Origin of the sequence: Aeromonas sp. (assembly GCF_051657805.1) — a bacterium.
Lineage (GTDB): Bacteria > Pseudomonadota > Gammaproteobacteria > Enterobacterales > Aeromonadaceae > Aeromonas.
In genome coordinates, this window is the sequence record NZ_JBOFLJ010000059.1 from 130,232 (window position 1) to 143,640 (window position 13,409).

12 protein-coding genes and 1 tRNA gene are annotated in these 13,409 nt (G+C 63.0%); 8 read left to right on the forward strand and 5 right to left on the reverse strand.

Translation table 11 applies throughout. From position 1 onward, the window contains the following. Positions 1-8 precede the first annotated feature (8 nt). The 3 genes from ACRCYW_RS18545 (at position 9) to ACRCYW_RS18555 (ending at position 3,538) form a co-directional block, all read left to right on the forward strand. Entirely contained in the window at positions 9-935 is a 927-nt protein-coding gene (locus ACRCYW_RS18545; protein WP_438551486.1) for a carbamate kinase, read from the forward strand. Positions 936-1,004: 69 nt separating this feature from the next. Beyond that, the gene (gene argF, locus ACRCYW_RS18550; RefSeq protein ID WP_100859991.1) at positions 1,005-2,009 is read left to right on the forward strand and encodes an ornithine carbamoyltransferase; all 1,005 of its coding nucleotides are present in this window, start codon (positions 1,005-1,007) and stop codon (positions 2,007-2,009) included. Positions 2,010-2,131: 122 nt separating this feature from the next. Further along, a complete protein-coding gene (locus ACRCYW_RS18555; RefSeq protein WP_438551487.1) occupies positions 2,132-3,538 on the forward strand; it encodes a YfcC family protein in 1,407 nt (468 codons plus the stop codon). 214 nt (positions 3,539-3,752) lie between these two features. On the opposite strand, the gene ACRCYW_RS18560 is transcribed toward ACRCYW_RS18555, so the two are convergent. The 4 genes from ACRCYW_RS18560 to ACRCYW_RS18575 all read right to left on the reverse strand — a co-directional run bounded on the left by ACRCYW_RS18560 (position 3,753) and on the right by ACRCYW_RS18575 (position 6,662). Continuing rightward, positions 3,753-4,244, reverse strand: a complete 492-nt coding sequence (locus tag ACRCYW_RS18560) for an arginine repressor (protein WP_438551488.1) — start codon at positions 4,242-4,244, stop codon at positions 3,753-3,755. A gap of 199 nt (positions 4,245-4,443) precedes the next feature. Further along, a complete protein-coding gene (gene pyrI / locus ACRCYW_RS18565; protein WP_349920181.1) occupies positions 4,444-4,908 on the reverse strand; it encodes an aspartate carbamoyltransferase regulatory subunit in 465 nt (154 codons plus the stop codon). A gap of 16 nt (positions 4,909-4,924) precedes the next feature. After that, positions 4,925-5,845, reverse strand: coding sequence for an aspartate carbamoyltransferase (pyrB, locus tag ACRCYW_RS18570; protein ID WP_438551489.1), 921 nt, complete (start codon positions 5,843-5,845; stop codon positions 4,925-4,927). A gap of 274 nt (positions 5,846-6,119) precedes the next feature. Continuing rightward, positions 6,120-6,662, reverse strand: coding sequence for a hypothetical protein (locus tag ACRCYW_RS18575; RefSeq protein WP_438551490.1), 543 nt, complete (start codon positions 6,660-6,662; stop codon positions 6,120-6,122). A gap of 208 nt (positions 6,663-6,870) precedes the next feature. On the opposite strand from ACRCYW_RS18575, the gene ACRCYW_RS18580 reads away from it, so the two are divergent. The 3 genes from ACRCYW_RS18580 (at position 6,871) to ACRCYW_RS18590 (ending at position 9,653) form a co-directional block, all read left to right on the forward strand. After that, a tRNA-Trp gene (locus ACRCYW_RS18580) sits at positions 6,871-6,947 on the forward strand. Positions 6,948-7,263: 316 nt separating this feature from the next. After that, entirely contained in the window at positions 7,264-8,634 is a 1,371-nt protein-coding gene (locus tag ACRCYW_RS18585) for a phosphatidylserine decarboxylase family protein (RefSeq protein ID WP_438551491.1), read from the forward strand. Between the two features lie 194 nt (positions 8,635-8,828). Continuing rightward, complete coding sequence (locus ACRCYW_RS18590; protein WP_438551492.1) at positions 8,829-9,653, forward strand: alpha/beta hydrolase; 825 nt, start codon at positions 8,829-8,831, stop codon at positions 9,651-9,653. Positions 9,654-9,691: 38 nt separating this feature from the next. Here the strand turns inward: ACRCYW_RS18590 and ACRCYW_RS18595 are convergent, their stop codons facing one another. Next, complete coding sequence (locus ACRCYW_RS18595) at positions 9,692-10,288, reverse strand: LysE family translocator (RefSeq protein WP_438551493.1); 597 nt, start codon at positions 10,286-10,288, stop codon at positions 9,692-9,694. 103 nt (positions 10,289-10,391) lie between these two features. Here ACRCYW_RS18595 and ACRCYW_RS18600 point away from each other — a divergent pair, with 103 nt between their 5' ends. Together ACRCYW_RS18600 and ACRCYW_RS18605 are read left to right on the forward strand one after the other, a co-directional pair. Then, the gene (locus tag ACRCYW_RS18600; RefSeq protein WP_438551494.1) at positions 10,392-11,291 is read left to right on the forward strand and encodes a LysR substrate-binding domain-containing protein; all 900 of its coding nucleotides are present in this window, start codon (positions 10,392-10,394) and stop codon (positions 11,289-11,291) included. A 220-nt stretch (positions 11,292-11,511) separates the two neighbouring features. Beyond that, entirely contained in the window at positions 11,512-13,401 is a 1,890-nt protein-coding gene (locus ACRCYW_RS18605; protein WP_438551495.1) for a methyl-accepting chemotaxis protein, read from the forward strand. Positions 13,402-13,409 lie beyond the last annotated feature (8 nt).

Sequence of the window (13,409 nt, forward strand, 5' to 3'; positions counted from 1 at the left end):
TCAATGCTATGAAAAAACCAACTGTCGTCGTCGCCCTGGGGGGCAATGCCCTGCTCCGTCGCGGCGAGCCGCTTGAAGCTGACATCCAGCGCAAGAACATCGCCACCGCCGCCAAGACCATCGCCCGCATCGCCGAGGATTACAACGTGGTACTGGTGCATGGCAACGGCCCACAAGTCGGCCTGCTGGCCCTGCAAAACAGCGCCTACACCAAGGTCGCACCCTATCCGCTGGATGTGCTGGGCGCCGAGTCCCAGGGCATGATCGGCTACATGCTGATCCAGGAACTGAAGAACCTGATGCCGAGCCGCAACGTCACCGCGTTGCTGACCCAGGTCCAGGTCGATCCCAAGGATCCTGCCTTCGCCAACCCGACCAAGTTTATCGGCCCGGTTTATGAAGAAGCTGAAGCCCGCGCCCTGGCTGCCGAGAAGCAGTGGAGCGTCAAGGCCGACGGCAAGTTCTTCCGCCGCGTGGTTCCGTCCCCGCTGCCCCAGCGCATCGTCGAAGGCGACGCCATCGAAACCCTGATCGCCCAGGGTCACCTCATCATCTGTACCGGTGGTGGTGGCATTCCGGTGACTTGGGATGGCCAGTGCTTGACCGGTATCGAAGCCGTCATCGACAAGGACATGTCTGCCGCCTACCTGGCCAAGCAGATCAAGGCCGACGCCCTGCTGATCCTGACCGACGCCGATGCCGTCTACCTGGATTGGGGCAAGCCGACCCAGCGTCCGCTGCGGGTCACCAGCCCGGACGAGCTGGCAGGGGTCAAGTTCGATGCAGGCTCCATGGGGCCCAAGGTCGAAGCGTCCTGTGAATTCGTCAAGGCGACCGGCGGCATGGTCGGCATCGGCTCCCTGGAAGATGGTCTGGCCATCCTCAGAGGCGAAGCCGGCACCAATATCGTTGCTACCAATACCGTGAATGCCTGAGTCGTTGAATCACTGCGTAGTTAACAACACTGCCCAAATTGGTCTGAACAAATATAGAGAGAACTCATCATGGCTTTTAATCTGCGTAACCGTAACTTCCTGAAACTGCTGGACTTCACCCCGCGCGAAATCCAATACATGATCGATCTGGCCATCGACCTGAAGAAGGCCAAATACGGTGGCTATGAGCGCAAGCACCTGACCGGCAAGAACATCGCCCTGATCTTCGAGAAGACCTCCACCCGCACCCGCTGTGCGTTCGAAGTGGCGGCCTTCGACCAGGGCGCCCAGGTCTCCTACCTCGGCCCAAGCGGTTCCCAGATCGGTCACAAGGAGTCCATGAAGGACACCGCTCGCGTCCTCGGCCGCATGTATGACGGCATCGAATACCGTGGCTACGGCCAGGAAATCGTCGAAGAGCTGGGTGCCTACGCCGGTGTCCCGGTCTGGAACGGCCTGACCAACGAATTCCACCCGACCCAGATCCTGGCCGACTTCATGACCATGCTGGAACACGGCAAGGGCAAGCGCCTGGATCAGATCAAGTTCGCCTACCTGGGTGACGCCCGCAACAACATGGGTAACTCCCTGATGGTCGGTGCCGCCAAGATGGGCATGGACATCCGTCTGGTTGCGCCCAAGGCCTTCTGGCCGGAAGAAGAGCTGGTCGCCCAGTGCCGCCAGATCGCCGAAGAGACAGGCGCTCGCATCCACCTGACCGAAGACGTGAAAGAGGGTGTGCTGGGTGCCGACTTCCTCTACACCGACGTCTGGGTCTCCATGGGTGAAGCGAAAGAAGCCTGGGATCAACGCGTCAAGCTGATGACCCCCTATCAGGTCAACATGGACGTCATCAACGCCACCAAGAACCCGGATGTGAAATTCATGCACTGCCTGCCGGCGTTCCACAACGATGAGACCACCATGGGCAAGGAAGTGGCCGACAAGTACGGCATGAAGGGTCTGGAAGTGACAGAGGACGTGTTCGAATCCGAGCACAGCATCGTATTCGACGAGGCCGAAAACCGGATGCACACCATCAAGGCAGTGATGGTTGCTACGCTGGGCGACTAAGGTCGCAGTAGTGGTGCCGGGGGGTGACCCCCGGCTTTTCGACCATGTGACAGCGGCATAATACCTCTAACCCTACAACCCGCAGATACATGGATACCACACCCACAGAAGGAAGCTGGACCATGACCAAATTCAAGTTCCCGTCAGCCTACACGATACTGTTTGTGCTGATCGCCCTGGTGGCCGCCCTGAGCTGGATAGTGCCGGCGGGCAAATATGACATGACCATGAACGAGTCCCTCGGCAAGGAAGTACCGGTAGCCGGTACCTACAAGCTGGTGGATGCCAATCCTCAGGGGATAGTCGACGTGCTGCTGGCACCCATCGACGGCCTCTACAACCACGACACCTATGAGGCGGGCGCCATCGACGTCTCCCTCTTCATCCTGATCATCGGCGGCTTCCTCGGCATAGTGACCAAGACAGGGGCCATCGATGCCGGTATCGAGCGCGTCACCGATCGTCTGCGTGGCCGCGAGGAGTGGATGATCCCCATCCTGATGGCGCTGTTCGCCGCAGGGGGCACCATCTACGGCATGGCGGAAGAGTCCCTGCCGTTCTACACCCTGCTGGTGCCCGTGATGATGGCCGCCCGCTTCGACCCGGTCGTGGCGGCTGCCACCGTGCTGCTCGGTGCCGGTATCGGTACCCTGGGCTCCACCATCAACCCGTTTGCGACCGTGATCGCCGCCAACGCTGCCGGCATCTCCTTCACCGACGGGATCTGGCTGCGGGTCGCCATGCTGGTGGCCGGCTGGCTGCTGTGCGTGGCCTATGTGATGCGTTACGCCAAGATGGTGCGCAACGATCCCAGCAAGTCCCTGGTGGCCGACAAGTGGGATGAGAACCGTGCCCACTTCCTCGGCAACAAGAGTGACGAGATGCTGGAGTTCACCCTGACCCGCAAAATCGTGCTGGGTATCTTCGTCGCCGCCTTCGCCGTGATGATCTACGGGGTGGCCGTGCTCGGCTGGTGGATGGCACAGATCTCCGGTGTCTTCCTGGCCGCCGCCATCATAGTGGGCGTCATCTCCCGCATGAGCGAGGAGGAGCTGACCTCCAACTTCATCGACGGTGCCCGTGACCTGCTCGGCGTGGCCCTCATCATAGGTATCGCCCGCGGTATCGTGGTGGTGATGGACAACGGCATGATCACCCACACCATCTTGCACAGTGCGGAAGGCATAGTGACCGGCCTCTCCACAGTGGTGTTCATCAACGTGATGTTCGTGCTGGAAGTGGTGCTCTCCTTCCTGGTGCCGTCCTCCTCCGGTCTGGCGGTGCTGACCATGCCGATCATGGCACCCCTCGCCGACTTCGCCAACGTGGGTCGCGAGCTGGTGGTCACCGCCTACCAGTCTGCCTCCGGCCTGGTGAACCTGGTGACCCCGACCTCCGCCGTGGTCATGGGTGGCCTGGCCATCGCCAAGGTGCCCTATGTGCGCTGGCTGAAGTGGGTGGCCCCGCTGCTTGGCATCCTGACCGTGCTGATCGTGATCTGCCTGAGCCTGGGGGCTCTGCTGGCCTGATAAACAAGTACTGCAATGAAACGGGAGCCGCTGGCTCCCGTTTTTTATTGAGTCAGGAGAGCGGCCCTTGTGGTTATGGCAGTGGGTGTGCAGGGCCCGGATGGTTGTGCGGGCTGGTTCGGTGGCAGGAAGGGCTGGCGGAAGTAGATAAAGGCACAAGCGTGAAAAAGGCGACCCCGGGTCGCCTTTTTCATTCGTATTCTGGGGGAAAGGCTCAGCGTGCCTGGGCCAGGGTGCGCACCACGGCGGCATGGGCCTGGCGGGTGCGGCTGATATGACGGGGGGCGACCAGCACCACATCGTTGCCGGCCACGGCTCCCAGGATCTCCGGGTCGGCGTTGCGATCCAGCAGGCGGGCCACCACTGTGGCGGCTCCCGGGGTGGTGTGCACCAGCACCATCTGCTGGTTGTGGACCACGCCGCGTACCATGTCGTGGATGGAGCGGGTGCTGCCGGCGGGCTCCAGCTGCTCGTCCACCAGGGTGTAGACCTTCTTGCCGTTGGCATTCTGGGCCTTGGCCACCCCGAGGCGGCGCAGCAGGCGGGAGATGGTGGACTGGCTGATGTCGGCGAAGCCCCGTTCTGCCAGCTCGCGGCGGATCTCTTCCTGGGTGCTGTAACAGTGCTGACCGATGATCTGGCGACAGGCATCCAGCTGGGCCTGGTCGGACTCGGTTTCGGCGGGACGGCTGAGGATCTTGACCACGGGAATGTCCTTTGATGATGGCCGGAGGCTATGCGCCACATCTGCCATTCATCTGTTTATTAGCAAAAGATGCTGTTGAAAAAGAATCAGGCAGCGAATGAGCGGGGTTTAGCCGTTATGGGATGGCAAATTATAACCAAAGGGGGAATAAGTGATGTGACAGGGGTCAAAAATGGGCCCCGTGGGGCCCAGCTGGCTATTAGTAACGTTCGCTGACGATGTCCTGGGTGAAGGACTTCTCGCAGTATTTGCACTTCATGCGCACCGCCCCCTTCACCTCGCGCACCCGGAAGTAGCTGTCCACCGGCTCGTTGTGGGAGATGCAGTTGGAGTTCGGGCAGTGGAACACCCCGGTGATGAACTCGGGCAGTGCCAGCTGGTGCTTCTTCACCACCACGAAGTCTTCGATGATGTTGACGGTCGCCTTGGGGGCAAACAGGGCCAGCTGGTTCGCCTGCTGTTCGGTCAACCGGGTGTGCTCGATCTTGATGAGATCCTTCTTGCCGAGGGCGCCGGATTTCAGGTTGAAACCGACGGTGATCCGCTCCTGGGTCTCGATCAGCTGGAACAGCTTGAGGATCTTGATGCCCTGGCCGGCGGGGATGTGGTCGATGACGGAGCCCTGACGGATGGCTTCGACTTGCAGTTGGTTCTTCTCGGACATGATGTTCCCCTTTCCCTTAGACGGTTTCGTTCAGTACAAGTGCCAGCAGTGCCTGGCGCGCATAGACCCCGTTCTCCGCCTGCTGGAAGTAGTAGGCGTGGGGGGTCTGGTCGACGGCGACCTCGATCTCGTCGACCCGGGGCAGGGGATGCAGGATCTTCATGGTCGGCTTGGCCCCTTCCAGAGTGGCCACTTCCAGCACGAACTTGGCGGCCATGTGCTTGTACTCGGTCTCGTCGAAGCGCTCCTTCTGGACTCGGGTCATGTAGAGGATGTCTAGCTCAGGCATCACCTCTTCCATGGTCTCGTGCACGCTGAACTGGATGCCCTTCTCCTCCAGCTCCTCGCACAAGTAGTCCGGCATCGCCAGCGCCTCGGGGGAGATGAAGAAGAAGCGGCAGTTGAACAGGCTCAGGGCCTGGGCCAGGGAGTGGACGGTACGGCCGTATTTCAGGTCGCCGACGAAGGCGACGTTGAGGCCATCCAGCTTGCCCTGGGTCTCGTGGATGGAGAAGAGGTCGAGCAGGGTCTGGGTCGGATGCTGGTTGGAGCCGTCACCGCCGTTGATGACAGGCACCCGGGAGAACTCGGAGGCGAGGCGGGCGGCCCCCTCCTTCGGGTGGCGCATCACCACCGCATCGCTGTAGGAGCCGATGATCTTGATGGAGTCCGCCAGGGTCTCCCCTTTCTTGGCGCTGGTGTTGCCGCCGTCGGCGAAGCCGATGATGTTGCCGCCAAGGCGCTGCACCGCGGTCTCGAACGACAGGCGGGTGCGGGTGGAGGCCTCGAAGAAGCAGCTGGCGACCAGCTTGTCTTTCAGCAGGCGGGTGTCGGGTTCGGCCTTCAACCGCTGTGCGGTGGCGACCACCAGTTCCATGTCGGAGCGGGTCAGATCCGAGATGGAGATGACGTGTTTTTTATAGAGAGGATTGGTCATCGTCTGCATTCCCTTTGGCGTTGATGAGGGTTTTTCGGGCACAAAAAAAAGCCCCTGAAACAGGGGCTCTTTTTAAAAACAATTGGGGATCTGTGGGTCGGGAACCGGAAACAACGGGGCCGCTCTGGTGCGCTCCCCCCGTCTGCAAGGCTGCTTTTTTCATCAAAAACGGCATCGTCCTGTCCCGACCTTTTTCAAAACCGCAACGATTATAGAGTCGGTTTTTGAATTGTCAAAAATTTATTTTATGGGCACTTTTTCGTCAAAAAAACGTTTAACTGGCGCGAACGGGTCGACAAACCCAGAGCTGGTGGTGCGACTCCAGGGGCAGGCCATCCTGCGCCATGCTGCGCAGGTAGCCGAGCCTGTGGTGTCCCTCCAACAGGCAATAAGGGCGGGGCAGGGGCTGGCCGTCGGGGTAGCAGGCATCGGGCTCGGGTTCCAGCACTATGATGGGCTCGGACCAGGTGCCCAGGGCCAGCATCTTCTCCCCGAGCCAGGAGCGGCGCACGTAGCGATTGTGGCGCAGCAGCTCTCCCCAGCGATCGATCACCTCCATGTGACGGGAGTCGATGTCGGTCAGCACGCGCTCTGTGGGCCAGTGTTCGCACTCGAAGCTGTGGCTGGCGAGATCGATAAAGCTCCAGTTGGACTCGAAACCGCGCCAATGGCGATAAATCCACTGGGTCAGCACGTTGGAAGGAATGAAGGGGACCTGGGGACCGACCCGTGCCAGGTAGTCGGGCAGGGCCTCGGTTTTGCTCTCATCCCTGAAGTTGAGTGGTGCAAGTTGTTGAAGTAAGCGGTAATTGAGCATGAGCATCCTCCTCTTGCCTCGCTCCCGATCCCACCCTACCCCCATTTCGGTGGCTTTCCTACCCTGACAAGGCTGTAAATACAGCGAGTTACCCCCTGAGGCTGCTAAAATCGGCGGCATCTGCTCGTGATTTGCGCAATCGCATCGAAAGTGCGAAAAAAGCCTTTACCTTTGATCCCGGCTTTGTATAATTCGCCTCGTTTGTTGCAGGGGCGTAGTTCCAATTGGTAGAACAGCGGTCTCCAAAACCGATGGTTGCGGGTTCGAGTCCTGCCGCCCCTGCCATTTTTCAGAGAGGCCAGCTCATCGAGCTGGCCTTTCGCATTTCTGTTATCCGCATTTTCCTGCCTTCCTCAGCCCGGCTGCCGCCGCCGACCGTTCTCGCGGATCTGCCTTCCCGTCTTATCCCTTGAGCCTCAACGGCTTGGCCCAGTCCTTCTTCGCTAGCCGCTCTTGTCGCTTTCTGCCCTGTCGTTTCTGGCAATCGTACGTTCTTGCGCCCTGTGCTACACCACATGGGCTGCGCCTCACGCGGGCGCACAAGCAACCGGGCGTTCCGACCGACAACGGGGAGCGCGAAGCGAGAGCGAGGAGATGAGTGATGAACAAGGCCGTTGAAACCCGATTGAACAAGTCCCGCCCCGGTGGCTGGGTACCGCAGGATCAGGCCCACATCGATCGTTGGGTCAAGCGGTTGCAGCGTTATGTGGCGCAGCAGCCGAGGCCGCTGGTGGCGCCCATCGCCCAGCTGCAGGATCTGGTGAAGTCCGATCCCCTGTTGCACGCCCAGGCCGACGCCATGTTCAAGGAGGCCTGGCGCCACGAGCACCTGACGCCTATCGGGCAGATAGCGTTGAAGAATTTCGACGAGTTCCTGGTCCTGCTCAACGGCATCATGACCACAGCCCCGGAAGCCTATCAGGATATCCCGACCCACGAGCCCTCCGGCCTCATCGGCTTCCCCATCAACGCCCTGCTGGACTGGCCCATGGCGACCCGATCCGGTTACCTGTTCTTCGCCAACGCCCTGGTCAACCAGCAGTTCAAGAAGATCCTCGGCTACTGGTCGCAGTTTCTGCAAAGCCAGGCCTCCCGCTACGTGCTGACCGAGCCGGTCAGCCGGCTGGACAGGGAGACCCTGATCGTCCCCTGGCTCGGCGAGGTGGCTCAGGCCGAGATGGTGAAGGTCGCCGGCTCTGCCCTGGGGGCGGGCAGCAATCCGACCCCGACCCGTTTCGATGCCATCTTCCAGTGCGATCCGGCGGCGGACTACCATGGCTTCGGATGCTGGGATGACTTCTTCACCCGCACCTTCCGCCCCGGCGTGCGGCCGGTCTCCTCCCCGGAGGATGACAGCGTCATCGTCAATGCCTGCGAGTCGGCGCCCCTGCAGGTGAAGACGGGGGTGAGCCGCAGCGATCGCTTCTGGCTCAAGGGCCAGCCCTATTCCCTGGACAACATGCTGGACTTCGACGACACGGCGCCCCTGTTCGACGGCGGCACCGTCTACCAGGCCTTCCTCAGCGCCTTGAGCTACCACCGCTGGCACAGTCCGGTGAGTGGCACCATCCGCAAGGTGCGCGTCGTCAACGGCACCTACTATCTGGAGAACCAGTACGAGGGCTTCCTCGATGCCGATGGGGCGGATCCCAGCGCCCCCAACAACTCCCAGCCCTTCCTCACCTCGGTGGCGACCCGGGCGCTGATCTTCATCGAGGCGGACAACCCCAAGATCGGCCTGATGTGCGTGGTGCCGGTGGGCATGGCCGAGGTGTCGAGCTGCGACATCACGGTGAAGGCGGGGGACAGGGTGAAGAAGGGGGATCAGCTCGGCATGTTCCACTTCGGCGGCTCGACTCACTGCCTGGTGTTTCGCAAGGGGGTGGAGCTGGCGTTCGACTTCTATGGCCAGACCCCGAGCCTGGATGCCACCAACATGAGGCTCAACACCGCCATCGCCAGGGTGAAATAGGGATAATGTTGCCTCAAAAGGCCGCCATCTGGCGGCCTTTTTCATTGGTGCGAGGGGCTGGTCAATCGAATGGACTGCGTCATCGTCATAGCCTAAGCGAATGATGTCGATACGCTGATCAAAATTCACCGGCTCGCCGGGGCTGGCCATAATCGGGGCCGCCATCGTTGGCCCACCCATACCAAGGAGATCCCATGTCCCCCCGTTTCACCGAATGGACCCAAGCCCTGCAACTGGGGGAGGTGCGGCTCGACATCGCCGCCATCGGCCGCCCGGGTACGCGTGCCCCCGTCGTCTTCCTGCACGGCTTCGGTTCCACCAAGGAGGATTACGCCGACCTCGTCCACCACCCCGACTTCGACGATCGCCCCTTCCTCGCCTGGGATGCCCCCGGCTGCGGGGCAACCACCCTGGACAGGCCGGATCGCATCGATCTGGAGCTACTGGTGCTGACGGCACTCCAGATGATCGAGAGCAAGGGGTTCGAGCGCTTCCATCTGGTGGGCCACTCCATGGGCGGGCTGACCGCCCTGCTGCTGGCATATCGTCATCCCGAGCGGGTGCTCAGCTTCACCAGCATGGAGGGCAATCTGGCGCCGGAGGATTGCTTCCTGAGTCGTCAGGTGCAGGCCCATCCGGCCGAGAGTGACGAGGCCTTCTTCGCCGCCTTCATCGAACGCACCCGCCACGGCCGGGACATGGCGAGCGCCCTCTATGCCGCCAGCCTGCGTCACAAGGTACGCACCGAGGCGGTGCGCCCCATCTTCCGCTCCATGGTGGCCCATTCGGATGAGGGGGACCTGCTCGGCAAGTTCCTCGCCCTGCCGTGCCCCCGGCACTTCCTGTACGGGGAGCAGAACGCCCACCTCTCCTATCTGGGGGCGCTGTCTCAGGCCGGGGTAAGGCTGACCGAGATCCCCCGCTGCGGCCACTTCCCCATGTATTCGAACCCTGTGCTGATGTGGTGGGCGCTGGCCGAGTTCTTCGAGGAGAGCGAGCGCTACATGGCCGCCGGGTGATGCGCGCCCCTGGCGGGCATCGAGAGTACGGGGACTTTCTAGCCCCGCAGCAGCACCATGGCGAGCAACCCGAAGGCGAGGGCGCCGAGGCGGTTGATCCAGCGCCCGCCACCCCCTTGCAGCCAGCGCCGCGCCTTGCGGGCCGAGAGGATGTAGCCGCCGTGCACCAGTACCATCAGCAGGCAGAAGCTGGAAACCAGCAGCAGGAACTGCGGCAAATAGGCGCGCCGATGGTCGATAAACTGGGGCAGTATGGAGAGAAAGAAGATCAGCGCATTGGGATTCGTGAATTGCAGCATGACGCCCTCCCAGAACAGCCGGTGGCGGGCCGATGGCGGGTTCTCACTCATCCTGGGAGGGGGGCTGCGCCACAGCTTCACCCCGAGCCAGGCCAGGTAGAGCACGCCGCCGTAGCGCACCCACTCGAAGGCGGTGGGGGAGGTGGCAAGGAGCACCCCCAGGCTGGTGGCGGAGAGGGTGGCCACCCCCAGCACCCCGCAGGTGAGGCCGGCCATGCCGACGAGGGCCGGTCCCAGCCCGTGGTTGAGGGCATTGGTGAGGGACTTGAGGGTGCTGGGGCCGGGGCTCAGTATGGTGAGCCCCGCCATGGCGATAAACATCAGGTAGGCTTGCACGTCGCGTCCTATGCCGTTGAGAGGGTCGGCGCCATTGTTGTGAGCCTATGCCTATACGTAAAATCCAAAGAAAGTAACGACCCGATTCGAACAGGCTATCGACATGATCAATTTCCGACTCGTTCGCCATCTCTGGCTGTTTCTGGCTGTGGCCGAGGAGCGCCACTTCGGCCGCGCCGCCCGTCGCCTCGGCATGACCCAACCCCCCCTGACCGAGCAGATCAAGGTGCTGGAACACGCCCTGCGGGTGAAGCTGTTCGATCGCACTCCAAAGGGGGTGCAGCTCACCCCGGCGGGGCAGGCGATCCTGCCCGCGGTGCGGCGGCTGGCGGATCAGCTCGAACACCTGGAGCTGGCGGTGCGGGAGGCGGCCTCCGGTCAGGTGGGGCTGCTGACCATAGGGGCCATCACCTCAGCCATGCTGGACGAGCTGCCCGGGGTGATAGAGCGACTCAAGTTGAGTCACCCCGGCGTCACCGTCTCGGTGCGGGAGATAGACAGCGCCGACGCCATACCCGCGCTGGAGAGCGGCGAGCTGGATCTGGCCCTGGTACGGCTGGCCGGGCGGGATGAAGGCAGCATACGAGTGCACCCCCTGAAGCAGGACAGGCTGGCGGTGGCCCTGCCCCTGGCCCATCCCCTTGCGGGGGAGGCGTCCGTGCCCCTGGCGGCCCTGGCGGAGGATCCCTTCGTGCTCTTCCCCCGCGCCCTCAACCCGGCCTACTTCGATACCCTGATGGCCTGCTGCCACGAGGCGGGCTTCGCCCCCCGGGTGCTGCACGAGGCGCGCACCGTGGCGTCCCAGGTGGCTTTCGTCGGCTGCGGCCAGGGGGTGGCCCTGGTACCCGAGACCCTGCACAAGAGCGCCCCGTCTAACGTGGTGATCCGCCCCCTGGCGGGGGAAGTGCAGGTGGTGACCACGGCGCTGGCCTGGCACGGGGAGCGCCCGCCCGCGCTGCTGGAGCTGCTGTTGGTCGAGCTGGGAGGTGAGCCCCGGCTCTGATGCCGCCGTGTTCCCATCGACTCGACGACCCTTGGTACCCTGCTCACCGACGCGGAGGCCGGTAGCCAAGGATGTCGCCGTTTCCGTGATCCGCAGCACGTCCTGCGGCTTAAAAGGCACAAACTGAACGGAGCCACTAAAGTCCCGGTGTCGGAGCGCCGATAGCCTTGAAGAATATGGGGACTCTGTTGGCCTCCAGTCACCACAAGGATCTGTAGTCATGACACTCTCGTTACGCGGCAAGCTGCTCGCGACCAGCCTGGGGGTAGTGCTGTTGATGGCGGCGCTGCTCGGCGTGGTCGCCTTCCATACCCTCAAGTCCCGCTCTCAGGCGGCCATCCAGAGCGAGGCCGTCAACTACGGTCATGCCCACGGGGTGGCCATCGGCGACTGGATGGCGGATCGCAAGAACGCGGTACACGCCCTGGTGAACCTGATCGCCGAAAACCCGCAGGCCGAGCTGGTACCACACCTGAAGCAGGCCTACACCTCGGGCGGCTTCGGTCTCACCTACTTTGGTTCCACCCAGGGAGTGATGACCCGGCAGGACCCCGCCCTCAACACCGGCAACTATGACCCGCGCGAACGCCCCTGGTATCAGGATGCGGTGAAAGCGGGCCAGCTGATCGTCACCGCTCCCTATGTGAGTGTGACCATGCAGAAGCTGGTGGTGACCCTCTCGGAACCGGTGAGCCATCAGGGCGAGCTGGTGGGGGCTGTGGGGGCCAATCTGGCGCTCGACAAGTTGATCGACGAGGTGCTGGCCATGAAGGTGCAGGGGGAGGGCTATGCCATGCTGCTGGACCGCTCCGGCCTCATCGTCGGCCACCCCCAGAAGGAGCTGGCCCTCAAGCAGGTGGCCGAGCTGTCGCCGGATCTCTCGGGAACCATCCTGGATGGCTGGAGCCAGAGCGGCGAGCTGCACCCTGCCACCATAGACGGCCGCGCCGTGCTGCTGTCGGTGCAGGGGGTACCCGGCACCGACTGGCTGCTGGCCATGGTGATGTACAAGGATGTGCTGGAGGCTCCCTTCGCCACCCTTCTGTGGCAGCTGGTGGGGTTGACCCTGGTGCTCCTGCTGCTGTTCAGCGCCCTGCTCATCGCCACCTTCAACTACCTGTTCGCGGATCTCGGCCGGGTGTCCAAGGCGCTGGCCAACATCGCCCACGGGGAGGGGGATCTGACGGTGCAGATCGCCACCCGCAGCCAGGACGAGGTGGGCCAGCTGGCCCAGAGCTTCAACCAGTTCGTGGCCAGGCTGCACGGCATCGTCAGCCGGTTGCGGGATGTGACCACTGAACTGGCGGCTCAATCCAGGGCCCAGGCCCAGGGCGCCGAGTCCCGCAGCGAGCGGGTGCGCCAGCAGCAGGACGAGATCGTCATGGTGGCGACCGCGGTGACCGAGATGGCCTCTGCGACCCAGGAGATCGCCGGCAACGCCGAGTTTGCCGCCACCACCTCGGGGGATGCGGTGCGTCTCGCGGTCGCGGGCCAGTCCCAGGTCGGCCAGAGCCAGCGCAGCATCACGGGGCTTGCCGATGAGGTGGCCGATGCCAGCCAGACCATCCACGAGCTGGATACCCATGCCCAGAAGATCAGCGGCATCCTGGCCACCATCAGCGGCATCGCCGAGCAGACCAATCTGCTGGCCCTGAATGCCGCCATCGAGGCGGCACGGGCCGGGGAGCAGGGGCGTGGCTTCGCCGTGGTGGCGGACGAGGTGCGGGTGCTGTCGCGTCGCACTCACGACTCCACCGCCGAGATCCAGCAGATGATAGAGGCGCTGCAACAGACCACCCGCCGTGCCGTCAGCGGCATGGAGAGCAGCCGTCAGCTGGCGGGCACCAGCGTGGAGGACGCCGAAGCAGCGAACCTCAGCCTAGGCCAGATCAACGAGGCCATCGGCGCCATCAGCGACATGGCGACCCAGATAGCGGCGGCGGCGGAGGAGCAGACCTCGGTCACCGGCGAGATCAGCCGCAACACCGAGAACATTCGCCACGTCTCCCAGGATCTGGCGGAGCAGGCGCGGGAGGAGGCCAGGCAGGCGGCGGCCCTCAAGGCCCTGACTGAGCGACTGGAGCAGGAGATCGGCCGCTTCAGGCTCTGATGGCGGTA